General features: G+C 58.5%; 20 protein-coding genes and 1 pseudogene. 1 reads left to right on the forward strand and 20 read right to left on the reverse strand.

Annotated elements, in window-relative coordinates:
* Positions 1–209: 209 nt before the first annotated feature.
* The 18 genes from Q0C17_RS16530 to Q0C17_RS16610 form a co-directional block, all read right to left on the reverse strand.
* Positions 210–473: a TraR/DksA family transcriptional regulator gene (locus Q0C17_RS16530; protein ID WP_291208703.1), complete on the reverse strand. Its 264-nt coding sequence runs from the start codon at positions 471–473 to the stop codon at positions 210–212.
* 456 nt (positions 474–929) lie between these two features.
* A complete protein-coding gene (locus tag Q0C17_RS16535) occupies positions 930–2,645 on the reverse strand; it encodes a hypothetical protein (RefSeq protein WP_291208704.1) in 1,716 nt (571 codons plus the stop codon).
* A gap of 7 nt (positions 2,646–2,652) precedes the next feature.
* A complete protein-coding gene (locus Q0C17_RS16540; RefSeq protein WP_366914855.1) occupies positions 2,653–4,005 on the reverse strand; it encodes a ThiF family adenylyltransferase in 1,353 nt (450 codons plus the stop codon).
* A 14-nt stretch (positions 4,006–4,019) separates the two neighbouring features.
* Positions 4,020–4,583, reverse strand: a complete 564-nt coding sequence (locus Q0C17_RS16545; RefSeq protein WP_291208710.1) for a hypothetical protein — start codon at positions 4,581–4,583, stop codon at positions 4,020–4,022.
* Entirely contained in the window at positions 4,576–5,469 is an 894-nt protein-coding gene (locus Q0C17_RS16550) for a Mov34/MPN/PAD-1 family protein (protein WP_291208712.1), read from the reverse strand. Before Q0C17_RS16550 ends, Q0C17_RS16545 begins: the two co-directional genes overlap by 8 nt.
* Positions 5,470–5,801: 332 nt before the next feature.
* Complete coding sequence (locus tag Q0C17_RS16555) at positions 5,802–7,676, reverse strand: LCCL domain-containing protein (RefSeq protein ID WP_291208714.1); 1,875 nt, start codon at positions 7,674–7,676, stop codon at positions 5,802–5,804.
* A gap of 17 nt (positions 7,677–7,693) precedes the next feature.
* Positions 7,694–8,020, reverse strand: coding sequence for a hypothetical protein (locus Q0C17_RS16560; protein ID WP_291208715.1), 327 nt, complete (start codon positions 8,018–8,020; stop codon positions 7,694–7,696).
* A gap of 59 nt (positions 8,021–8,079) precedes the next feature.
* Entirely contained in the window at positions 8,080–8,394 is a 315-nt protein-coding gene (locus tag Q0C17_RS16565; RefSeq protein WP_291208717.1) for a hypothetical protein, read from the reverse strand.
* Positions 8,395–8,443: 49 nt separating this feature from the next.
* Entirely contained in the window at positions 8,444–10,345 is a 1,902-nt protein-coding gene (locus Q0C17_RS16570) for a serine/threonine-protein kinase (RefSeq protein WP_291208719.1), read from the reverse strand.
* Positions 10,335–11,078, reverse strand: a complete 744-nt coding sequence (locus Q0C17_RS16575; protein ID WP_291208722.1) for a protein phosphatase 2C domain-containing protein — start codon at positions 11,076–11,078, stop codon at positions 10,335–10,337. The genes Q0C17_RS16570 and Q0C17_RS16575 overlap by 11 nt, the downstream gene beginning before the upstream one ends.
* Positions 11,075–11,518, reverse strand: coding sequence for an FHA domain-containing protein (locus Q0C17_RS18220; RefSeq protein WP_366914856.1), 444 nt, complete (start codon positions 11,516–11,518; stop codon positions 11,075–11,077). Before Q0C17_RS18220 ends, Q0C17_RS16575 begins: the two co-directional genes overlap by 4 nt.
* Positions 11,506–12,144, reverse strand: a complete 639-nt coding sequence (locus tag Q0C17_RS16580) for a 4Fe-4S cluster-binding domain-containing protein (protein ID WP_291208725.1) — start codon at positions 12,142–12,144, stop codon at positions 11,506–11,508. The genes Q0C17_RS18220 and Q0C17_RS16580 overlap by 13 nt, the downstream gene beginning before the upstream one ends.
* The gene (locus Q0C17_RS16585; protein ID WP_291208728.1) at positions 12,141–13,943 is read right to left on the reverse strand and encodes an AAA family ATPase; all 1,803 of its coding nucleotides are present in this window, start codon (positions 13,941–13,943) and stop codon (positions 12,141–12,143) included. Before Q0C17_RS16585 ends, Q0C17_RS16580 begins: the two co-directional genes overlap by 4 nt.
* Entirely contained in the window at positions 13,940–15,094 is a 1,155-nt protein-coding gene (locus tag Q0C17_RS16590) for a hypothetical protein (protein WP_291208732.1), read from the reverse strand. The genes Q0C17_RS16585 and Q0C17_RS16590 overlap by 4 nt, the downstream gene beginning before the upstream one ends.
* 100 nt (positions 15,095–15,194) lie before the next feature.
* Positions 15,195–15,398 (reverse strand): hypothetical protein, encoded by a 204-nt coding sequence (locus Q0C17_RS16595; RefSeq protein ID WP_291208735.1) that lies wholly within the window; start codon positions 15,396–15,398, stop codon positions 15,195–15,197.
* Between the two features lie 90 nt (positions 15,399–15,488).
* Positions 15,489–16,301: a hypothetical protein gene (locus tag Q0C17_RS16600; protein WP_291208738.1), complete on the reverse strand. Its 813-nt coding sequence runs from the start codon at positions 16,299–16,301 to the stop codon at positions 15,489–15,491.
* A 5-nt stretch (positions 16,302–16,306) separates the two neighbouring features.
* Positions 16,307–17,746: a hypothetical protein gene (locus Q0C17_RS16605; RefSeq protein ID WP_291208741.1), complete on the reverse strand. Its 1,440-nt coding sequence runs from the start codon at positions 17,744–17,746 to the stop codon at positions 16,307–16,309.
* A 138-nt stretch (positions 17,747–17,884) separates the two neighbouring features.
* The gene (locus Q0C17_RS16610; RefSeq protein WP_291208743.1) at positions 17,885–20,212 is read right to left on the reverse strand and encodes a DUF87 domain-containing protein; all 2,328 of its coding nucleotides are present in this window, start codon (positions 20,210–20,212) and stop codon (positions 17,885–17,887) included.
* Between the two features lie 312 nt (positions 20,213–20,524).
* On the opposite strand from Q0C17_RS16610, the pseudogene Q0C17_RS16615 reads away from it, so the two are divergent.
* Positions 20,525–21,624, forward strand: a pseudogene (locus Q0C17_RS16615) (IS3 family transposase).
* 179 nt (positions 21,625–21,803) lie between these two features.
* On the opposite strand, the gene Q0C17_RS16620 reads toward Q0C17_RS16615, so the two are convergent.
* On the reverse strand, positions 21,804–22,463 hold the full coding sequence (locus Q0C17_RS16620) for a hypothetical protein (RefSeq protein WP_291208745.1): 660 nt from the start codon (positions 22,461–22,463) through the stop codon (positions 21,804–21,806).
* Between the two features lie 162 nt (positions 22,464–22,625).
* Positions 22,626–23,096, reverse strand: coding sequence for a CopG family transcriptional regulator (locus tag Q0C17_RS16625; protein WP_291208747.1), 471 nt, complete (start codon positions 23,094–23,096; stop codon positions 22,626–22,628).
* Position 23,097 lies beyond the last annotated feature (1 nt).

The raw sequence follows: 23,097 nt of genomic DNA on the forward strand, positions 1-23,097 counted from the left end.
GCTGACATATCGTTGTGAAGGGAATGCAGCCATTTCCGTACGATGATCCCAGTACCGATGATCTCTTTTATACCTCATGTCTTACGAGAGTTAGCGAGAGCCTTTGTTAGAAAGTCCATACTGATTTGGTTTGATCGGCTGGTTCAGAGACGGTTGCGAGACTTGCAATTGCTACTTAGCAGTTGGTCCTGACAGCAGCTGCTGGGAGGCTATTTTCGCTCGGCCGTCGTCTGGCAGGAGACGCACATTATGGCGGCCGGCAGGAGATTGAGGCGCTCGGCACCAATCGCTTGCGAGCAAGCGTCGCACTGACCATAGGTTCCCTCATCGATTTTCCGGAGCGCCCGGTAAATCCGCCAGATCACCACACTCTTCTTGAAAGCGCCGTATTCAGGCATGCGAGCGGGGATCTTGAAGGCGTACTCTTTCAGCCTCGATCTCAGTCGCTGCTCCTGGAGCTGATCATTTTCCAAACACCACTCCTTCTAGCCAAGGGGTTATGGGTTACAGGACTTACGGCATCGCTCGGCGGACTGCGTTGGAAGTCATAGGATACATGCTTTTCTTGCAATCAAATGAGCCAACCAGCCCGAATGCAAACTTTTAGTTGCTCCAACGGTTAGCCGCACTGTCCAACATCGTCAACGAAAAGCTGAATACGCACATCTAAAGCGAGAAATCAAAACCTCCCCAAGTTTGCTTGATGCGATTTCTTTTTACAGAAGCCGGCCGGTTGCGCTTTAATCACAGGCGTACGCGGTACCAATCGATGTTGGTTTTACGTTAATGGCAAACATCAACCGCTTTTTTCAAGGCGAACAACTTTCTATTTAAGACAACAGGCCACCTCTTCCCAGCTCTGGAAACAGACCAGCTGTTCTGCCTATACCCCCTGCCAGCACATGCGACATACCGCGATAGTGGGAGGATTATTCTACAGCTTCGAAAGTCACGGTCGTTCGCAAGCACCTGCCAGATACCGGCTCTCCGCTCGTCGCGCGCCCGGATATTTGGACACCGTTCATGATCTGGACGGCTGCCTTGCCAAAGTTCCCTGCATCCAGAGCCCTGCAGTCAAGTTTGAACTTCGTGTCGACCGCACATTGCAGACGGGCCTGAACATCGGTGCTCCACCGTTCGTTCTTGAGCCATCTGTCTGTTGCGCGCCGCTTTCGCGTATCCGTCAGCCCCTTCTCGATCAGAATATCCGCATCACGCAGGCAAGTGGACGCGTAGTCGCGAATTGAGGTCTCATCATTCTGCGGCGGGGTTGCGGAACCCGTGAAGTATGGAGAGACGCCCTGCGAGGCTTGAACGGAGCCCTCCGCTACCAAGGGCTCAACGACCTGGTCTGCGTTCGGCATCTCGGCTGCAGCGGCAAGCCCTGTCCGGACGAAAACGTTCAGGACCGATCCTTTGTCGACCTGACGCTCTGCATCGGGCAAGGACATGATTGGGTCTGCGGAAGCGGCCATCGTCTCGATGACAAAGCTTCCTTCTGGGAGATTGCCCGACGCCATCTGCCGAATTTGAGCCAGGCGGCGTTCGCGGCTCGAGGCAACATTTGATCCAGATGTTTGATTGAGCGAAAGTGTAACCACGGTCCCGGGGTAGGCACGGAGCAAAGCGCCTAGGCGTTGCCAAAAGGCCGGGGCTTCAATGCTCCACTCGGGCTGAATCCAGAGTTCGAGATCGCCCGTGCTGTCAGGGCTTCCCAGAAGGTTGTAAATCCGGTGTTCCGGCCCGAAACGCAGCATCCGCAAAGTTTCTCCTTTCAGCGGAGCCACGAGATCTTTGCTGCTGCTTTTCTGTCGCTCGAACCGCGCTGAAACCGCAGCTGAAGTAGCCGCATCCGTGTAGCTGAATCGGTAAACCTCCTGGTCTTCGAGTCGCAGCAGGGTTTCCGTGCTTGCGGAATATGCGCGCTCTATACAATCAGTACCGGATCCGCAGCCTGATCTTGCGGTGAGGTGCTGGCTCCGATCTTCCGGAAGCTCATTGTCAATGCCTCCGCGGTAGGACCGCCTGTCCTTGAGCGCCTGGTACCTTGCAGCATGCTCGCGGTCGATCCGGGCCAGTGCTTCATTCAGACAGATAGCCACCTCGGCTTCCGTCGCAACGCGCGCGCATTCAAAACCCGCCTCGAAGGTCTGGCCGGCGAGTTGATAGGCGACGAATGTCAGCCCCTCCTGGTTCACAAATCCTTCTACTGGCGCCGAGATCTTTAACCAGGTTTCACCTGGGCCTGTCCGCAACTCGGAGGACACGATCTCACTTGCCGGCTCCAGGGCGGCTATGGACGGTCCGGTTTCAGACGGCGCCGGATAGACTGGAACCCCTACAAGGCCGACCTTGTACACCTGAGGCACAGTCGGTACGCCCGCGAGCGTCGGCGGCGGAGCGGAAGCGGGCTGATAATCCCCTATCCTGTTCCAGGCGGCGTAACCAAAAAATCCGAGCAGACTGATCACGATCAGACCGAAGAAGGCTGAAAGCGGGTTCCCGGAACGGGCGGGTGCGTTCGTCGGACGCGCCGGGGGCTGCGCCGAAACCACCGCAGACCGGGGCGGCATCCGCGGTGATGGCGGCGGACTTCCCGTTCCACCCCGTTCGCGGCGCAACTGCGCACGCAGCTCATCCAGCATATGTCTGTTACTCATGACCCCTCAGCATATCCCGCGAAGGTGTCGGCGCAGCATATCTGAAGGGATCATCCGCACGAGCGGCATCGCCGCAATGATCACAATCGGGGTTACGAGGCACGGAAACCCAAACGCTCTGATAGGCATACTGCCCGGATGCATTGGCCATCCAGAAGGGAAAAGACCAGAAATCCGGCGACATCGAAAAGAGTACGGCAGACTTCTCCTGCACGACAGCAGACAGCATGAACTGCGCTGCCTGAGAGTCGCGCCTCCCATTGATCAGCGCGATAAGTCCGACTGCAATCTTTACAGCGGCCGTGGTCACATGATGTATATCAGATCCGAGCGCGATTTCGCCCGACAGTCGGCGGGTGCCGTAATCCACCTTGCGCAGGACCTCCGCATCCCCGCCGACGTTCCGAACGCCGCCGGTTGCACAGGTGAAGCATCCCGTCGCGTGCGGAATTGAAAAGACAACTTCGCCGCCCTTCGCGCCGCGGTATAGGCCAATGAACAGAGCCGCCGTATCGGCCGCGACAGCGCACCTGTTGATCAGGGTCTGAGCTCTAGGGTCATCGGTGGCGGCGACCACCAGCGTCGCATCCTTGAACATAGCTCGCAGATTTTCTGGTCCGATCTGGTCGTGGGCCGCCTGAAACATTGACACATCAAGACCGGGATCAATCTCGCGAAGTCGTCGCTCGAGCGCAAAAGCCTTGCTCTGACCAACATCCTGATCCGCATACACTGTCCGGCTCAGATTGCCCGGTTCTACGGTGTCCGGATCAACCCCGACAATCCGCCGAACACCTGCGCGTGCGAGCTGTTCCGCCAGAAATGAGCCTACCGAGCCGAGCCCGAAGATCACGACCGAAGATCCTGAAAGCGCCTCAATAGTAGCTGGATCAACGCGCTCGGAGAGCGCAGATTTCAGACTTCTCTTGATTTGGTGCCCGGTCAGGACGCGCCGCCAACCCATCCTGTGTGCAACGTCGCGATCTGCCGTCAGTGGCCGGTCCGGCGAATCCCCGTAGAGGGCCTGGAAAGGCGCAGGGCCGGCAATGACATTCGAAAGCGCGGCATCGACCGATCCGACGATGTCGGCTGGATTCCACTCCATTCGGGCATAGAACCCGTCAGAACCGTCGCCCCAGCAGACGGTAAATACGGGCGGCACTTCCGGAAAGCCGTCCATGACCGTGAAATATATGTCAGCACCCGGAGGACACCTGAGCTTTATAGCGGGTCGATCTGTCGTTCCGAGGGTGACACGAACTTCACTTACGGCCGTGCCAGCAAGCTTGCGGGACGCAAGCTTTACAGCGTCCAACAGGTCGCGAAGCGCGTGCTGATAGGCCATGCAAAAAATCCTTGTTACTGGTTTACGTTCCAGGGAAACGGAAAGCCTTGCAGCGCAACGGTAATGCCGGTCGCCCAGAGGACTGACTTGGCATAGGCCTCGCCCAGCGTCTTGCGGCCTGAATTGTACGAGGTTCCGAAACAGATCCGCCCGTCAGAATAGATGTGACCGGTATGGGGGGACATCCAGCGCGCTTCCAGTTCCGGCTGCAGCAGCAAAACCTGATAATAGGATCCGTCATAGAATGCGAACATGTCGAAAGGCTCGCCATACTCATTGATGAACGCGTACCGCCACCCGGTCACACCGGACAGTGTTACCTCCACGGTCCCAGGAGGCATGTGCGTGATCGCGTAATCCCTGTCCCGGCTCAGATTCGGGTAAGCAAACGTGTCTGTCTGCACCGTGGTGACCGGCTGATTTGCGGCCTGGTCTCCAGTGATCAGACGACCGTCGCGTGTCGCGACAATCTTCTGGGCCGGATTGGACGACGCGCCGGCACGGTTAGATTGTTCCCGGTGGATCAGATCGCGCAGCGCATCGAGGCTAGGGGCGCGTGTATTGGTTGGATCAGACATCTTGTTTTCCCGTCTCCGTTTGCTGAATGGCTGCCTTGATTGAGTCCAGAAGACCTGACCAGATTTGACTGCGATCTCCTTCGTGAAGGAATGGCCAGTTGAAATGGACCTGATGCGTTGGCTGTCCGGACGCGGTCGATACAAGCGCGATAGGTGCAACCATCGGATAGCCAGAGGAAATGAGCAGGGTCAGGGAGCTATCTCCGAACTCGATTGCCTCGCTGAGAAAGGACGTTGCCCCGAGTGCGACAGGCGGACCTGTTCTGTGCCGGACCGACCCGCCAGGACACGTTTCAAGCTGGTCTGTCAGCGCGGCGATATCCTCGCCAACCGACATTATGTCGATTTGAGCCGGCTCGAGACGCACCGGTTGGCCACTGCGCGGCCGCGGAAACCAACCCAGATCCGCTTTGAGCATTGAGCCTGCTTCCTCGCTTGGACCGCCGGGCTGGCTGCGATAAGCGACATAGCTCGTCATTCGCGACGAGGCTCCAAGCGTCGTTTCGTTTTTTGCTCCGTCGTCTGCGGCACGGTCTTTGGTCACGATTGGCGCGAGGAACGCCGGCAGATGGGGATTATGATGCAGGTTGGATCTGAAAGCTTCATGATCAGGTCCAGACGGTCGGTCAGCCCCGCCGGGATGAGAGTGCACCACCCCGACGAAATGAACGCCTTTCTCTCGTTCGATTTTTTGGACCTCAGAAATGAGCCATGCGGACGGCGTGTAGGTCGAACTGGTGGTCACCGCATCTGCATCATAAAGAAAGTCCACGACCCAGTTTGTCCAGGGAAAGGAGAACAGAGCTCCGCCGCGTTCCGGCTGGTGAGCCGCAATGTTCACCCGAATGTCTTCGAGCACTCGGTCGGTGATAACAAACTGTGTCATGAAGGAATTATGCCGTATTGTACGGGCATTCCAATTCCATTTCAGGGTAGCGTCCAATCACGTGGTGTAATTCGTGCATGCCGTCTCAGCTGCGGTGATGGTTTCAATTCGAGTTCGGGATGCTCAATCCGGAGATAGCCTTCGAGGGTCGTCGAGGCTTTTGCAGGCTGCTTCCGCGCCGGGCTCAGAAAAGAACCAACGGATGATCTGTGACGACAGTGCCGCGTTTGCTACTGCGCCCGTTCTCCGACACCGGGCAACCCGCCGTAATGGAACTCCGGAAGGATAAAACTTGCGATTGTCATCTTGTTCTCCTTTAGCCGAACCAGCTGTCATTCACTCAGTTGGAATTCGACTTCAAACTGGACGGTTTCGCGGTCGACGGTGCGCCCTCCCCTTATGGCTGGAGCATACGTCGATCGTTTTCCGATCCGCTCTGCCTCACGTTTGAAGACTGAGTCGCTACACGAAGCCGTAACATCGGCCGGCTCACCGGAATCAAGAACAGTGACCGTCACGGTACATGCGCCCTCCAGCCCCCTTGCGGCGGCGCGGGAGGGAAATTCTGCCTTCGCTTGGTCGATTATCTTTGCGTCCGCGTCCTGCAACTGAGCGGCGCCTGGCGCGGCTGAATGTGACACGGCCGTTTCCGAGCGGTTGTCCGCTGCGGGACCTGCTATGCTGTCAGAATTCTCCGATGAAGGTCCTGTGGAGGCGCGGAAGGAAAAGCTCGACGAAGCAGCTTTCGCGCCTAGGCTGGTCACGCCGTTTGCAACCGTCCCGGCAAACGAGGTCTGCGCTCCAGTGAAGTAAACAGTCACTTCACCGCCTTCCGGTTCCAGCACACCCTTGTGCACCGCAGACCGGCAAACCGAGGAATCAGACCGATAGATACCGGCTCCCCAGACACCGCCTGAATAGCTTGAGAGGGGTCCGCACCCACAGGTCAGATCCAACCGCCGCTCGCCCCAGGTTTCGGGACAAGCAACCCGCGCCGAGACGGCGCCAGAAGCTGGACCTGACATTGAAACAAGTTCAGGCTCAGAGACAGATGCCTGACGGAAAGCGAAGCTTGTGTTCCAGGCGCCGTAGCTTTGGCTTTCAATACCGTTTCGGACTGATCCCGCGAATGATGTTTGCGGACCGGTTGCTTTGACTTCGACGTTTCCGCCACTCCGTCCGACGACACCGGCATGAACAGCTGCCATACAGAGGCTGGAATCTCCCGTGTAAGTGCCGGTGCCCCAAACGCGATTGGAACGTCCCTGATTTTCGCCGCACCAGCACAGCAGCGGCTGCGTGAGGTCGCCGGCCTTGGATGGGCAAACCGATGGAAAAGCACTTTGCAGCGGATCAACGCCGAAAGGTATCGTTTCGCCGGCCTGAAAACCAACCACCTGCTGATCTCGAGCGAAGACATAGCTCTCGGAAGGCTTGTCCGCCCCTCTGGAGGTGATGCCGTAGCGAACAGACGGAAGGAACAGGGAACTCTGACCGGCCGGGTGAATTTCGACGATACCTCCCGAGTTCGAAATCGCTCCGGCATGAAGTCCCGCTCGGCAGACGACGCTGCTGGGTGCATACAGGCCAGTGCCCACAACGTTTCCGACTAAAAGGCTTTCGGCTGGACAATGGCATTGGTATGGTACTTTGAGGTCCCTCACGTAAATCGGGCAGTTTGCCGGCATGAACTCGGGTAGAATGCGCGCTGCGACGGGAGCGAGTTGATCCGGATTGAAAATGAAAGCAGAGGAGCCAGCATACCCGGCCTCGGACATGATGCCATTCCTTGACGTGCCGAAAAACGAAGACTGGAAACTGATGCCGGTCGCTGTGACTTCACCGCCTGAAGGCGGAATGACTCCGGCATGCACCGCCGCTCGGCAGAAGTTCGAACTGGAGGCGTAGATGTTTGTTCCGCGCACGACACCTCCGCTGATAAGGGTCATGGTGCAGGAGCAGGTAATCCGTCCCCTGACTTCAGCGCCGGTTGGCGGACAAAGTGCCGCTCCGTCAGCTGCGCGGTCCTCTGGTGCGGATTGCCGTGTCTGAGCAGATTGTGGCGGACTGCGGGCGTTTTCTGCGGCGGAAATCGCGGGACGATCAATCGTGCTGCCATAGGTCCAGGAAAGCACCAGCACACAGGCCGCGAACGCGAACACGTGCACGAGGGGTGTGAAGAATGCAACAAAGCGGTCGAAATCCATCTGCTGCTCCAGTTTCCTTAAGGCCGGGGCGTGCCGATGAAGTCGAGCAGCCGGCCGAGCCATCTGAACGGGAACACGGCCATCCTTCCCAAAGCAGTCACAAACTGCGCGATGATGGTGCCGACCGCCGTGCTCGCGACACTCTTTCCGAACAGAGCCGTCAGCAGCGCTTGCAGGACCCAGAGGCCGAGAATCGCCGTGCCGCCAATTTTGATCCAGAGCGGAACGTCGTCGATCAGGTCAGGCGCGACCCGCAGGATCATCGGGTCTACAGAAAGTCCGATCATGGCTCCGGCGATCACGATCATCAGCAGTTGAAGCCCTTTGCGGCGCCAGCCCAGCATGATGAGAAATCCGGCGACAATGATTCCGAAGATCGCGATTTCAGAAACAACGTTCATGCTCAGCTCCGTTCAAGGCCTGCGTAAAAAACTGAAAGCGCTGTAACTAGGGCGGCGGACACTAACATGCAGGCGAGCGCGGCGATCTCAGGCCGCATGCGCCAGCCGAGGAAGTGGATCCGCGCAAGGTCCGAGTCGACGCCGCGGCTTCCCTCCCGAATGATACCGTGAAGCAGACCAGCTGACGCGGCGATCAGTACAATCACCATAACGGTGAGATAAGGATGGCCGAACAGGTAGGTCAGGTATGCAAACGCCATGCCCGGGATAAAGACGACAAGCGCTACGACAAACACGAACCCGATCAGATAATGCATGCATAACTCCGTGTAAACTGCGCGATCGTCCAACTTAGCAACCGACAGCTCATGGCCGAACTCTTCTCACCTTAAGACTGATATAAAGGACCCCGATCGGGCCGATGGTGGCCGCTGCGAGAAGCGCTGTGAGCACTCCGCTTGGGAGGGACATCGCGTTCCAGCCGATATTTGTGCAGCCTGCAGCCGAGTCGCAGTACAGGTTTGCAAAGACAGAGAAGACTGTCGAAGTGATCAACGCAGTCGTCGCATATGCGGCCCCGGCAGAAACACAGGATGCGAAACGGCGCCAGACAAGATTGGTGACTTGTTCAGCTTCCGCGCTAGCAGCCGGCTCAGCGTCTGCCGCAAGAAGGGCGGCTGCGGGGCTTGAGACGGCTTCGGCAACAAGATTTCGAAACCAGTCTGCGCAAAGCGCATTCGATGAAAACGACCTCATGCTGCGTTCCATGCGGCCAGCCGACTGAACGGACAGGATCGCAGTAGCGTGGATCCGGCTGAGCGCCGCTGGTGTCACCTCAGGCAAGTGCGCCAGGACTTCAGGATCCATCTGGGAGCGGATGCGGGTTCTGGCTTCGTGGTAGCCAGCAGAGATTTCGTCTGACCGCGCCCGAATGTTCCGGTAAAAGGACTGATCAGCGCGTGGCAGCTGTGCAGCGATGTCGATAATTCGCTGGCCGAAGACCTCTTGCAGCCATGGAGCGCGCGCGCCTCCGTCGGTGAGAGCATCACCGGCAGCAGCCATGAACGCTTGAGGTGTGAGGGACTGGCCCCGGAACACCAAAGGCAGATCAGGGGCGAGGGCACAGATCATGCTGAAATGCACGACGTGTTGTGAAACACCCGATTGCGCATCGAGCCGTCTTAGTTCGGATGCCAGATCGGTATCGCCCAGCTGATTCATGAGCCAGCTGAGAATTTCAGGAAATACAAGTCCTCTGGCTGTGATCGCATTGTCCCACTCTTCTGACATCAGCCTGCCAAGGTCGGCCGGGGTAAAGCAATTCTGCCCCAAGAACCGGAGCGGACGCACATGCCCGCCTTGCTCGGGCGCGCGCTCGAGGCTGGAATGCGCCGGGTTGTCCAGCCAGGTTTCAACGTCTCCAACGGAAAAACGGTCTTGATATCTGCGTCTGAGCAAACCTCTGAGAAGGATCCTCCAATTCGAATCAGAAACCCGGTCGGGCAGGTCACCCGCCCCCTCTCCGAAAAGGTATGCGCTGATTGCCTGAGGCGGCATGCCGGCAAACGGGTGGTCGCCCAGCAGCATTTCGAGGATAATCATGCCGACAGACCAGAGATCGGTCTTCTGTCTTGCGGGCGATCCGAAGCTTGCCTCGGGCGCAGAATAGAGCGCCGTTCCAGATACGGACGTTATCTTGACCGTATTGCGCACTGCGGAAGAGATCCCGAAGTCCGAAAGTCGGGCGCGCACCAGCTGACCGTCCGGCAACAGAATATTACCGGGCTTGATGTCCCGGTGAATGATTCCGGCCTCATCGATCAGTTTGACAGCCTGAACGAGGCGGCGCAGCAGAGACCGAACTTCGTCCGACGAAAAGGGCGCATTTCTGATGTGCAACAGGTCCTGAAGGCTGCCGCCGCCGACGAATTCCATTTCTTCGTAGCGGGTTGCAAGTTGGCCGCCCTGAGCAGGACGAAAGCGGGTAAGACCGACAACCGCAAATTCCGGATTGATCCGGCCAAGCGATTCGAGCACTTCCGGATCGGGGGCATCGGCGGAATGATAGATTTTCAGGACACGATCAGCGCCGTCCCGGCGCCGTCTGACGCGGTAGATTGCAGCCTGACCTGCAGACGTCAGTGGGCGGACGTCTTCATACTCATCATTAAGAAATGCCGGAAACCGCCAGTCCGGCTGGACATCGCTTGCAGCCTCGCCCGCGTGATGCCCTGTTCGCGTCGGCGGGACGTCCCGGTCATCCGTCATGGCTTGCTCCCCTTTCGTGGACTGATATCTGCACGAGCGAGATATTGTCTTTGCCGCCGCGGCGCAGACAAAGGTCGAGCATCTCCGCAACTGCGCCGATCCCCGGCTCGGCCAGATGCTCGCTTATTTCATCGGCCGACAAGTGCAGGAACAAACCGTCGGAGCAGACAAGGTATACGGTTCCAGGAGAGATCTGTTCACGGCCCCACCAGGCAGCCGCGTGTCCTCGATTGGCACTATCGCCGATCCAGCTTGTCAGTATGTTACTGCCCGCCGAGGCCACGTGATCAAGGCTCAGCTGCCGCAGAAAGCCGTCTCTGAGGCTGTAGATCCGGCTGTCCCCGAGGTTAAACCAGGTGCAATATCCCGAACGGACGTGCACGCCGGCAATCGTTGTCCCGAATCCTTTCAGATGCGGTTCAATCAGGCTTCGCCGGTGCATGGCTGCGCCCGCCTCTGACACCACTACCGATATATCGGGTTCGACGCCGGCTTCCGAAAGGGTCCGGCCGGCAGCTTCCGAAGCAGTCTCGCTCGCCTCGCGGCCCCCAGGCCCGCCGCCGATCCCGTCGCAGACAATCGCCGTCAGCGCCGTCTCGGGCGAAATACGAATTTCTGCGGGTTCGCGCATGTCATCGCGTCCGATATGACCATTTACCCATATGGAATCCTGATTGTCCTTGCGTGCAAAGCCGGTATGCGTCCGCCAACAGACCTTGAGATCACAGGTCATCCAGCATCCTCCTTACACCGCACGTGTGCTGTAAGTTCTCCCGCAAAGCTGACCAGAGTCCCATGCCCCAGGACAGCCTCGTCTCCTGCGACGATCGCCACTCCGTCGACAAATGTCGGGTGGGTCTGACCGACTTGCTTCAGCCACAGGAAACCGCGTTCTTGACGGATGGAGCAATGCCTCCGGCTTATGCCCCCATACTCGCTCAGTTTTGCGGCGATCGGAGAGTAAGACGGAAACCGCCCGATCCTAAGTTCGCCAAAAACAGGTTCTTCTCCCCAGGGAAACACAACCCAGGCATCCGGATGAGACGTCCCCTCGGCCTGCTGCGGCACGGATCTGTGATAACCGTCGCTTACGACGAGCCGACACAACGGGCACCGACCGACTTCCGGTGTGACATAATCAGAATGGACTTCGCAGTATATCAGTTCCGCCATGTCACCGCTCCGAACTCGACACCTTGTTGCCGGAGCAATTCTTCCAGGGCTTCGAGCGTGCCCGGCCGTGGAACACCGATCAGCGATACTGTCGTGCTCTCGATGCTGATCTGCATACTGCGCGGCCAGGCTGCCACATCGCAGTACTTGAGTGCGCCGGTGTCCGAAAGCGGGACGAGAATCTGGTTTGCTGATCCTCTGAGCGCGTCACCTTCCCCTCGTTCGCGGACATAGGGTTCGGCGATCACGGCGTCGGCTTTGGATAGGATGTCCGGAAAGAACCGCCTCACCCGTTTAAGCGGCATTCCGGAATAGATCAGAATATCGAACCGCGGCAGGCGGCGCGTTTCCTCGCGCAGGAAATCGACAATAGCAGCGAGGGCTTCGGGTTGCTCAAACGGTTCTCCGCCGGAAATCGTGATGCCGTCCGGAGCCCGCCCGAGAAGACCAGCCAGCTGGAGCTGCAGAGCTTTCAGGGACGTCGGAGTTACTTCCGTTCGGCTCCATGTATCCACCGAAACGCAGCCAGCACAGCCAATGGAACAACCTTGAAACCACAGGCCGATCCGCTGCCCCGGGCCCAACGCCGTTACCGGAAAGTGAAGTCTCGATACAAACACGTTCATTCGACGATCAGGCGCAGACCTGCCCCCTGGCCCTCGAACCGGTGGGCCGTAATCCGTCCGCCGGGCTGAAACTGTGCTGCGAACAGCGCCCGCCCAAGTGGGTTGATCAGCATTGTCTCAAGCCTGTTTCCTATCCCGCGTCCGCCGTCTTCGAGCGAGCTGAGACAGTCTTCGGTGACGGTCCGGATCACCTCGTCGGAATAGGAAAGGCTCAGGCCATGCTCGTCCTGCACGCGCCGTGCTATGTTCCTCAGCATGGTTTCGAGAATCCGGCCAGCAACCCCCCGCTCGATGAAGTTGAACACGACGATATTGTCACCAATCCTGTTGAGGAGCTCGGGACGCTGCAGCTCAGCCTTGAAGAAGTCTGAGATGGATTCGCGAATTATCCGCTTCAGATCAGTGTACGGAACGCCCCATGTGACGAGCGGTTGTTGCGTTTCGTCTCGGCTGCGCGTTCCTAGATTGGATGTAAAGATGATCACGGTCTCAGAAAAGAAGACCGTCCGCCCTTGCCCGTCCGTGAGACGGCCGTCCTCCAGAATCTGAAGAAACTTGTCAAAGACCGATCTGTGTGCCTTTTCAATTTCATCAAAGAGCAGCACACTGAATGGTCTCTCCCGAACCCGGTCAACCAGTTCACCTCCCTGTTCGAAGCCGACATATCCCGGAGGCGCACCGAGAAGCCGAGCCTGGGCGTGCTGGTCTGAGAACTCGCTCATGTCGAAGCGATGATACGCGGATTCATCACCGAACAGGACTTCCGTGATTGCCTTGGCGGTCTCCGTCTTGCCCACGCCGGTGGGCCCCGCGAAGAAAAGTACGCCTCTTGGCCTGCCGCCTCTTCGGTTCCCCTGAGCACCGGACAGCGCCGTTGCCGAACGAATAAGAATATCGACGGACTTGTTGATGGCTTCCGTCTGTCCGATGACTCTTTCGGAGATGGTTTCGGTCGCTGCAGCGATCCTTCGGTGGACCTCAGACTGGCGCCACGGGTCATCATAGATCCCGAACCTGTAGCCCCTGATTGCGTCGTGCAGCTGTGAGGGCTGATAGTCGTGGTGGAGGAAGAGATCCATGATCTGCTCGAGATTTCGAAGTCTCATACCCTCCGTCTCCTGAACGAAGTCGTCGACGAAAACATCGAGCATGTCAGGCGAGATCGTCTGCCTGAAGCAGACCGCTGCCTGATGGCGGATAAAGATGCGGCGCTCATCCTGGCCGGGATACCCGGCACTGACAAATCTTACATTATCCGTCTGTCTGCCAAACCAGGTCGGAACATCGCCCGTCTGACCAGCCAGCCAGAATACTGGATTGAAGCCGAGACTGCCGGAAGCTCTTGGCAACCGGCGCGCTCGGTGCGCGATCATATCGCACCGCGCAAAAAAACGCTCAGACGCGTCATGATCAATCTGGATATGCCCGCAGAACTCAACGATGAATGCGATTTCGTCCCGTGCGCGCGAAGCGGCTTCGAGACATTGGGCAAACGCATCGAGCCCCATCGGCTGGAACGTGCCATCCGGTCTGATCGACAGTCCCGGCAACCTGTCAGGTAGAGAGTTCAGATCTCCCCTGACAAGGCGTAGCCCGGAAAACACATCATAGACGAGAACCCACCGGATGCCCCGGCGGGTCACGATATCAGCAACAAGCGATTCGACGGTGTGTCTCGTCGGCCCGTCACCTGTGTCCACGAGATAGCAGTCGTGGATGTTTCCCGAGATGACGAAGTGAGGCTGCACATCAATAGCCTGGGCGATTTCCCGCGCCCAGCGCGGCATCTGGCGGGTCATTCACTGTCTCCGGGCCGTAGCTGCATCGCGCGTCGTTGGGGTCGCCCCTCGCGCCGGCGGCTAGCGGACACTGCGCGCAGCCCGGCAGCAGGCCCGTCTTGCGTCGCGAGGTGGCTGAGGGTTCCGGTAAGATGCTTCTGCTTCGACATGGCGATCGCGGTCCGGTAGTCGGAGCACCATTTTTCTTCGGCCTGAACATCGTTACCGGTGTCGGAATGCGGGCCGTCTACTCTTACCAGTTCGGTTCTGAGCGTCTGATCGCCGGTCAGAGATATCTCGACCGCATGTGACGGCTGGCCCGGCAGCGAGATCAAACCGGGCGTGCTGTCGCCCAGAGTTTCGAACGCATCACCGACGTCGTAGCCAAGTGCGGCGAGCGATTCGGAAAGAACACCCAACGCATACTGAACATCCGCATGCTTGCGTGCGGCGTCGATTACAGCCTCCGCATTTTTCCGAAGCTGCGGGGTCAGACTTTCCGAAGCCCAGAGCTCATCGCGGATCATCTGCGCCCGATCGAGAAAGAGACTGCCTGCAGGGTCACAGAACGGTTCGAGCTCAGCGCAGAGGCTGCGGATATCTTCGCGCTCGGTCTCCTTGTGCTTATGAAACTTGCGGCTCTCGTCAACCCGCGCACGCAAAGACGCGAGTGTCAGCTCTGCTGCCTGCTTGCCCGCGGCTGTGTCGACGTGTCCCGACGCAAGAGTGGTGAGCTGGCCCAGAATGGTCGGCGCGAGCGGAAAATCCAGACGACTGATCAGACGTTCTGCCGCTCCGGCGACTTCTGACACCCAGGCAGGCTGCGCAACTGTGCGGGCGACGCGCTGGCGCATGACCTGAAGGACACTTTGCTCGGCTTCGACGCGCAGCATGACCGCGCGAATCCCGGCAGAAGCCTCCACAATTTCCCGGTGTCGCGTGTCGGCCATGCTGGTAGAAGTTGCGTCCGGGAGATCGTCGGCGACACCAAATCTGAATTCTGCTTCAAAGAGCCCCGTTGCCTGAATGATAGCGCGGGATTCGGTCACCAGCTGATTGTAGCTCTGACGCGCCGCTCTGTACTTTGCCAGGCTTGCCTTGCGCTCGGCTTCGAGCAGCAGGGCATTACGCGCTCGGCTGACGCTTAGAGAGTATCCCTTACCTGCACTCATACGTTTCTCCCCCAAAGCACATTATCAATCGACCGTTTCAGCCGCCGTCAAAGAGATTCCACCCAATGATGAAAACTTTCCCGATCACTATTCCCTAGAACTAAGTTACCGACCGGATTTTCCGCCCCGAATGCCGGTTTATGAGCGACAGCGCCCCTTCGAGATCGCGGGCCGTGCCGACGCGGACCCGCCGGTCGTTAAGCAGGCCGACATTCACCTGACAGGCCTCGAACAGCCCAGCCCGCTCGGCAACCTCATAAAGGTTGGCCCCTCCGCCTTCCACCACCACCGTCCACTTCGTCATGTCTATCTCCATTATTCAAAAAGGCATTCTGGTTGAGCCGCGGGGCCGCGCGGCCGGGACCTGTTCATCTGCGCCGGCCTCTGGCGCAATCTATCGTCGGGCGGGGTCAGGTGAGCCCAGACCGTTGAGCACCGTTGCGCCAGACAGCGTCAGCGCGTCACGCCAGAAGGCCGTCAAAGCTTCTGTCTGGAGATAAGCGTGGCTGGCGCTTGGCAGAAGGACAATGTCCACGCGTGTGCCGTCGAGCCCGCGCCTGATCGCCAGGAATCCCGGAGCGGCTTCGAGCTTGGCCGCATTGTTCGACCCCGCATAGACGGAGCCAAGCGCACTGTTTTGTAGGAGGTCGGAAATGATCACCAACCGCAGGGGTGCATCCCGACGAACCGACAACGCCGCTTCTGCCGCCGCTTCCAGAATAGGGGACGTTTCTGCCGAAGCACCGGCCTTTAGTCTCTCCGCGAGGGTGTCCATGGGGCCGGCGAAGGCTTGGTCGTAGCGCATTCGGTCAAGTACCTCATTCTCATAGATGGGATTAGCGTCTGTGCCGTCTGAGGGCTTGCACATGTCAAATACGGGGACCGACACCTGCCCTGGCTGATCGGAAAGCACATGCACGCTTATTCGTCCGCCCACGGCAAGACTGGCGGAAACTTCGCGTATGGTCTCGGCAAAAATTTTCCGCTGAATCGGAGAATAGGGATCGGTGTGATCTACTAGAACGGCAACATGTTCCGCGGGCGCGGTTCCAACGGCACAGAGCGTAGTTTCATCATACTCGGTATGGTCTGCGAGCAGGTGGCTGGCAGCCTGGATTCCGAGAACGGCCGCGCCCAGCAGGAAAGCGCCGAAAAGGGCGAGCTGAGCCTGCTTTTCCTTGCGGGCTTTGAGGGGACGGATTGCCATGATGTTTAACCTTCCACAGATACAGGGGCTTCAAGTTCCAGGGCGAGCCGATCCCCTTCTTCGCGGGCGCGCACGATACCCTGCTCCACGATTTCAAGCTGCTCGAGCGCCGCTGATCGGATGGCCTGTCGTGCATGCTCAGCGGCCCCTTTCAGCCGCTCGGCTTCCAGCCTCAGGGCGTCCATCCGGGTTTCGAAATCAAAGACAAGCAATGCGGGCAATCCGTCACCGGGGCGCGGGCTGATGAAGAAACTGGCGGGCGCGGGCTCATCCCTAACAGCGCCGTTGGCCTCGCGGTAATCGGTCAGGCCGCGGTCCATGACGTTGACGAGTTCAGCGACAGCCTGTTCGGCCTGCTGATTGTCCACCACGGCCTTGCCGACAAGCACGATTGCCTGATCAAGTTTCGCGACGACGCTGTTGATGCGCTGATCGACCTCTGCAAGGGCCTGGGCGCTGATAACGGAGGAGCCAGCGCGGAACTGCTGCTTGGAGAGCTCGTACTCTTCCTCCGCCTCTGCAGCAGCCTTCGTTACGTCATGGTGTCCCAGGTATTGGTCTTTGTACAGAATGTACCCTTCGATAGAAAAGAGGATCAGTGAAGCACAACCCAGGAGAAACAGGACAGGTCCCTGATCTGACAACATGCTTTGAACAGGGTCCTCCGAGATAAGCCGCAGGGTTTCTTCAAAGCTGTTTCCCAGCGGGTTGAGGCGGATCGCCTCGCGGTAGACGGCGACCCAGGCATTGTAGGCAAATCCGATGCCTGTTCCGGCGACAACGACCGTCCAGCCGAGAATACGTTTGCTGAACTTCACGTGGGTCGTGTGACGCAGGCCGAATGCACCGATCACGACAAATCCGATCAGCAGGTTCACAAAGGCAAACATCAGCGCAAGACTCGCGCCGCCAACCCATGCTGTCGGGGACGCGGAAGCGAAAAGCTGACTGTTGATCACCGTTTCGACGAAGAGAACGGCGAGCACGAGTGCGAGCACTTTCCGCCAGTCTGATGATCTGGCGTCTCGGTGCAGACGGTTCTCGTGGCGGAACGCGCGCAGGTGTCTGGCGCTAGCGCGCATCCGCGTTCTCGCCAGCACAACTTCGTCCGATTCCTGACGGCTGTGCCGGGCGAGTTCATAGCTGGCTTTGCCGATAAGCCCCGCATAGTCCTGCTCTTCCTCGGTGGGCCGGTGAGCGAGAAGCGCTTCTGCAGTTTCAGCATGGCGCGCCGTCTGCCACTGAACGATCTTTTCGATCTCGCCGCGGATATGCGAAATGATGTCGACCTGAGTTTTCGACATTTCGGTTGCGTCTGCGGCCGGATGGTTACGCAACCCGTCCTCCCGCCCTGCATCGCTGACCCGGAGCTTCTTCCAGAGGTAGTCTTCCGCGACCGAGAGCGTGCTGCGGAAGTCAGGAACAATATGTCGAACAACGGTCATTTGGGTACTCCTCGAAATCGGGTTTTTAGACGTCGCGCTAAGGTTTCACCGAAGAGCCAGCCGGGATCTTCTGGTCTATGTTGCAGTTCAAAAAAACGCCGCCCTTTACGTCAGAAAGCGCAACAGACAGCGCTCATTTCACGCCGGTCGGACAGGCACAGGAGGGCGACTTTCGGCAAGTTGCCTGCAGACGCGCTGCTCATCCTGCAGCGCCCGGACGACATCGCCCTTGGCACGCCCGCTGCGGCGGGACGCCTCGCAGGCGACGCGAGCGGCTTGATCAGAGCTGCGAGCGGCGGGCAGTGCCGGTACCGTCGTAACCGTACAAGCTGTGCTGTCGGGTACGCCTGAGTTCAGCAGCCGCGCGGCGCAGACAAAATTCGGCAGCTTCTGGAGGAAGCCCACATCTGGACCCGGATCGAAGAATGGCGCAACGGCACGCGCATCATCCGGCCCCATCCGGAAAGCGAGCAGGGATGACGCGTTGGACAACATCGTCTGTCGCAGCTCCGATGGCAGCTGAGCAAGGTTCTGGTTTGCGAGCGTCAGGCTCAGACCATATTTGCGACCTTCGGCCAGCATATGGCCTGTCGTCTCGGTCATGAAGTTCTGAAATTCATCGACGTAGACATTAAAGCCTCTACGCTCGGCGGGAGCGAGATCGGCGCGGCCCAGCGCTGCAGAGAAGAGCTGACTGAGGATGACCATGCCCAGGAACTTCACGTCGAGTTCAGGCACACTGCCCTTTGGCAGCCGAACGAGAACGATCCGCCCACTGTCCATCAGCGACCTGAAGTCTACGGTCGATTTCTGCTGGCACAGCAGGTTGCGCAGGAGCGGATTGAGGGTGATCCGGTTCAGCTTGCAGGTGATGTAGGGCGCGATATTGGCCCAGGTCGCGTCGCCCTGGGCTTTCATCGAAAGCGCCATGACGTCCGATACTGCGGGATTAGTGCAGGACTTACGCAGCGCCAGATTGAACTTGTCGTCCGAGAAGACCCTTACGAGGTCGAGCAAGGTCGGCTGACTGATCAGATCGCTCGAGAACAACAGTTTGAGGCCGATGGTGAAATATTGCTCGAACATCGGGCCGAGCGCTTCAGGGATATCCCCGTAGAGCCGGTGGAAGATCGCCAGAAGTTCGCTGACCGCCTTACTCGAAGCTTCGTCCGGGTCGCTGGCTCCACGATCCAGATAATTGATGCTAAATGGATAATCTCGGTTGGCTGCGTCCAGGAGGACGAGATCGGGCAGACGGGCTTCGGGAATGTCGCAGAGGACTTCATCGACAAGGTCGCCGTGCGGGTCGAGGAGGAAGACTCCCTTGCCACCTTCAATATCCTGCCGGATCAACTGGCGCATTAAAGTGGATTTACCGGTTCCTGTGCCGCCAAGGATGTAGAGATGGCGGGCACGGTCGGTTGCAGACATACGCACGTCCGTGTCGCCACAGGTGCCGATCAGCGCGCCGTCGGGGCTGCCGGATTTGCGCGCGGCTGCCCAGATCGCCGGTAGCCCGGCAGCGGCCAGAACTGCGGCGGCGGGGAGATCGGGCAGAAACGGGCTCGACTCGTGCAGGCAGTCTTCGAGGGACAGGATGCCCGGCGAGGGCACGTCCTCGCCGCGTATCAAGTCCGTTTCCGTATTGCCCCAGACACTACTGCTGACCCGGCGGACGAGCGCTGCCGGAAGCTCTCCGGCTGAAGCGATCGAGAGTTCAAGCCGGTAACCCGCGGGCCGTCGGCGCCATGCCTTGAGCAGCGACCTGCAATAATAGGACCGCAAGGGCTCGAGCCGGACGGCGCCAAGATCCATGTCACCTGCCGCATCAACTGGGAAGTCGACCAGATGATCGAGCACTTCCTGAATGCGCTCGAGTTCTCCGGGAGCGAGCTCAGCGCGAGCCAGCCTGATTGAGACGTCGACGGCCTGCGGAGAGCACAAGAGCTCGGCCAGCGGCATAGCTATCGGCCTTACTGCCCAGGCAGGCAAGCGGACGAGCTTGCGGTCAAGCGTCCATACGCCATCGTCTCTGCGCGCTCTGGTATCGCGGCACGGCAGACTGAGACCACGAGGCCGGACGCGCAAGATATCGGGCAACGGAGGATTCTCTTCGGCGGCGCCCAGCTCGTAAAGACAGCCTGACCGTTCTGCCGACAGCGCAAATCGCAATTCTTCGGAAATCTGCGCCGCTGCTGCTTCCAGCGAAACTGTTGCCGCAACCGGTTGGGACAGCCTCACGGAGAACGTGAAGGGCGAGCGGGTCGCGGGCCGGATCTTCCAGATGAGTTCAACTGCCCCGCCCACCGGGAGCGACTGAAGAACAGGGCGCAGCACATGGACACGGTCGCGCTCGCGGAATGAGCCGGGATTTGCGGCTTTGGCGGAAGCCGCCAGACCCAGCACCTTCGGTGTTTCGTAGGTAAGCTGCGTCTCGGGGTTTTTGGTCACGCAAGTATTGTTCATGACGGCTCCTCAATCTCCAGCGGGGTAGGCGGGTGCATTCACACGTCTATGCTGGCAGCTCAAGAAACCCGCATGATAGCGTCCCATCACATGGTGTAATTTGTGCATGCCATCTCGGCTGCGGTGATGGTTTCAGTTGCCCACGACGGGCAGACTGGGAACGGAGTCGATGATCCTAGCGAGACTTTCCAGCGAAATGGAAAGCCGGGTGAGACCCCATTCGTCATTCTGCTTGACCTGCTCCCAGCAAACTGGACCGTTCAAAAGTGGAAAAATCCGGTTTAGGCTCATTGGCTCGACGGAGAACGGAATATGAAGAAGTCGAAGTGCAGCGAAGCGCAGATCGCCTTTGTTTTGCGCCAGGCGGAGGATGGCACTGCGGTGGCGGAGGTTTGCCGGAAGGCGGGTATCAGCGAGGCGACGTTTTACGTCTGGAAGAAGAAGTACGCTGGGCTTATGCCGTCGGAGATGAAGCGGCTGCGCCAGCTCGAAGAAGAGAATGCGAAGCTGAAGCGCATCGTGGCCGACCTGTCGCTCGACAAGGCGATGCTTCAGGATGTGCTCTCAAAAAAAATCTGACGCCTGATCAGCGGCGCGGTCTAGTCGATCGTTTGCGCAGCGTCTGGCAGTGCTCGATACGAAGAGCCTGCCAGACGCTGCGCGCCGAACGCTCGACTTACCACTACAAGCGGCGCCGGCCTGATCAGGCGGCTCTCAAACAGCGCATCAAGGAGATCTGCGAAACGCGGGTGCGCTACGGCTACCGGCGTGTCCACGTGCTGCTTCAGCGCGAAGGCTGGGATGTAAACGTGAAGCGCGTGCATCGCCTGTACAATGAACTGGGCCTGCAATTACGCAACAAAACGCCCAAAAGGCGGGTCAAGGCAAAACTGAGAGATGACCGCAAAGAGGCGACACAGGCGAATGAAACCTGGGCGATGGATTTCGTCCATGACCAACTCGCCACCGGCAACAAGCTCCGCATCCTCACCATCGTGGATATCTTCAGCCGATACTCACCAGCGGTTGTTCCCAGGTTCAGTTTCAAGGCCGGCGACGTCGTCACCGAACTGGAACGGGTATGCAAATCACTCGGCTATCCGAAGACCATCCGCGTCGACCAGGGCAGCGAATTCATCTCCCGCGAACTCGATCAGTGGGCGTACTATCATAGCGTTGTCCTCGACTTCTCGAGACCAGGGAAATCGACTGACAACGCCTTCATCGAGTCGTTCAACGGGAAATTCAGGGCGGAGTGCTTCAATGCACACTAGTTCATGACGCTCGCCGACGCCTCGACAAAATGCGAGGACTGGCGCAGAGACTATAACGAGCATCGCCCGCACAGTGCCATTGGCAACAAAGTGCCGGCCATGTTGCAAAATCTGGTCACGCCAACCGGCCCGGCATGACCAGAGAAGATCGGATTTTCCAGATCAGGGCGGTCCAAAGTTTGGGAGCGGTTCAGTCCGAGCTCGGACTAACTCAAAAGCCGGACCACTTTTCGGGAGCAGACCAGCGCAATCACCCTTTGCAATGATCTTTCAAGTAGAGGGTTCGGGCGAGGCCAGGGCATCGGTAAGTGATGACATCAATCATTTTTCTTGATCTTGTAACCAAGCTTGCTGACGACATTTTCTGTTGACGCCAACTGAACCTTTCGTGCTTCAAGTTCTCTGATCGCAATCGCAATGATAGACGCCGGATGCCCTGCGAGTTCAATTCGTTGCCAATCAAGATAGCGTTTAATGCCGTCTCGCCTTTGGTCAATTTCCCTTCTGAGTCGATTATCTTCGCCCTCAGATTCTGTGTGAAGGAGAGTGAAGACGATCGAACTCCCGGTGATCTTACCTCGTGGAGGGTTGCTGTCGTAGGAGCTTTCATAGGTGCTTGGCCGCAGCAGCAGCAAACTTGTGTCTCCTTTTATGGGAAGCGATACTTCTACCGCGGGCCGTGTGCTGCGACTGGAGCCACCCCGCACCATCCCAGAATCACCAACGTGATATCCACTTTGAAAGTCAACCTGTACTTCTGTTGCAAAAACCTCGATTTCATTTTCAGCAATTGTCGGAACTGTCAAAGTATTCTTCAGTGCCAATTCCAGAGCAAGTTCTTCAGTCGGTGCACCTAGTTGATCCTTTGAATACTTTGCTGCCTGCAGGCATACGCGCTGCTCTAAAACATTTACCACGTCGCTAAGGCGCTCTCTTGCAAAAAGCAGTTCCTCTGGCTCATACCGACTAAAGCTCATTTGAAGTCCCCTCTTGGTTGCTTAACTTGACCGGTACCTCGATCATTGCGGAGTGAATAAACTGAACGGCGACGGTTTGGCTGTATGCCAATTTCTTTAAAGGAGCAAAAGCAAGGCCCTATCTATGACTTTATGTGCAAAAGCTCTTCGATTGGATGCTGCTCATGATGTCAATCCGCTGCGCGTTCCCCTTGTCCGAACGCCGGGTCCGTCTGGTGAGCTTGCCTCAATCGGCGCCGTCATACCGAGTTGCCCCGCGAGCCCTCCCCCGCGCCGCACCTTTCGGGCCACCTGTTCGATAAAATACGCAAACCGCCTCTGTCCGAGCGCGTGGGCCGTTTCGCGCTCGCCCTCCGGTATCGGATCGGTCCGTGTCAGCCAGTAAAGGACGAACTGTCCGAGCGTCTCGAGGCTGAGCGCAACGTCGCGCTCGATTTCCCCTTGCCGCACTTCAAAAGCGTCGAGGCGCTCGAGCAGGCGTTCTTCGAGCCGTAACCGGATCGCCGGCTGGAAGTATTCCTCAAGGGCCTTCTCGATGACGGCATTCTTGGTCACGCCGGGCCGGCGGGTTTCGGCTTCGAGGCGTACAAGCAGCTCCGGGCGAAGTCGCAGGTTCAGACGTGGCTTGCCCATA

The organism is Hyphomonas sp. (assembly GCF_022844445.1).
Taxonomy (GTDB): Bacteria; Pseudomonadota; Alphaproteobacteria; order Caulobacterales; family Hyphomonadaceae; genus Hyphomonas.

Coding starts and splice junctions, on each gene's coding strand:
- Q0C17_RS16535 (WP_291208704.1), bottom strand. CDS start 2,645: ATGCTGGATGAGCTGCGTGCGCAGTTGCGCCGCGAACGGGGTGGAACG.
- Q0C17_RS16540 (WP_366914855.1), bottom strand. CDS start 4,005: ATGGCCTATCAGCACGCGCTTCGCGACCTGTTGGACGCTGTAAAGCTT.
- Q0C17_RS16545 (WP_291208710.1), bottom strand. CDS start 4,583: ATGTCTGATCCAACCAATACACGCGCCCCTAGCCTCGATGCGCTGCGC.
- Q0C17_RS16550 (WP_291208712.1), bottom strand. CDS start 5,469: ATGACACAGTTTGTTATCACCGACCGAGTGCTCGAAGACATTCGGGTG.
- Q0C17_RS16555 (WP_291208714.1), bottom strand. CDS start 7,676: ATGGATTTCGACCGCTTTGTTGCATTCTTCACACCCCTCGTGCACGTG.
- Q0C17_RS16560 (WP_291208715.1), bottom strand. CDS start 8,020: ATGCTGGGCTGGCGCCGCAAAGGGCTTCAACTGCTGATGATCGTGATC.
- Q0C17_RS16565 (WP_291208717.1), bottom strand. CDS start 8,394: ATGCATTATCTGATCGGGTTCGTGTTTGTCGTAGCGCTTGTCGTCTTT.
- Q0C17_RS16570 (WP_291208719.1), bottom strand. CDS start 10,345: ATGACGGATGACCGGGACGTCCCGCCGACGCGAACAGGGCATCACGCG.
- Q0C17_RS16575 (WP_291208722.1), bottom strand. CDS start 11,078: ATGACCTGTGATCTCAAGGTCTGTTGGCGGACGCATACCGGCTTTGCA.
- Q0C17_RS18220 (WP_366914856.1), bottom strand. CDS start 11,518: ATGGCGGAACTGATATACTGCGAAGTCCATTCTGATTATGTCACACCG.
- Q0C17_RS16580 (WP_291208725.1), bottom strand. CDS start 12,144: ATGAACGTGTTTGTATCGAGACTTCACTTTCCGGTAACGGCGTTGGGC.
- Q0C17_RS16585 (WP_291208728.1), bottom strand. CDS start 13,943: ATGACCCGCCAGATGCCGCGCTGGGCGCGGGAAATCGCCCAGGCTATT.
- Q0C17_RS16590 (WP_291208732.1), bottom strand. CDS start 15,094: ATGAGTGCAGGTAAGGGATACTCTCTAAGCGTCAGCCGAGCGCGTAAT.
- Q0C17_RS16595 (WP_291208735.1), bottom strand. CDS start 15,398: ATGACGAAGTGGACGGTGGTGGTGGAAGGCGGAGGGGCCAACCTTTAT.
- Q0C17_RS16600 (WP_291208738.1), bottom strand. CDS start 16,301: ATGGCAATCCGTCCCCTCAAAGCCCGCAAGGAAAAGCAGGCTCAGCTC.
- Q0C17_RS16605 (WP_291208741.1), bottom strand. CDS start 17,746: ATGACCGTTGTTCGACATATTGTTCCTGACTTCCGCAGCACGCTCTCG.
- Q0C17_RS16610 (WP_291208743.1), bottom strand. CDS start 20,212: ATGAACAATACTTGCGTGACCAAAAACCCCGAGACGCAGCTTACCTAC.
- Q0C17_RS16620 (WP_291208745.1), bottom strand. CDS start 22,463: ATGAGCTTTAGTCGGTATGAGCCAGAGGAACTGCTTTTTGCAAGAGAG.
- Q0C17_RS16625 (WP_291208747.1), bottom strand. CDS start 23,096: ATGGGCAAGCCACGTCTGAACCTGCGACTTCGCCCGGAGCTGCTTGTA.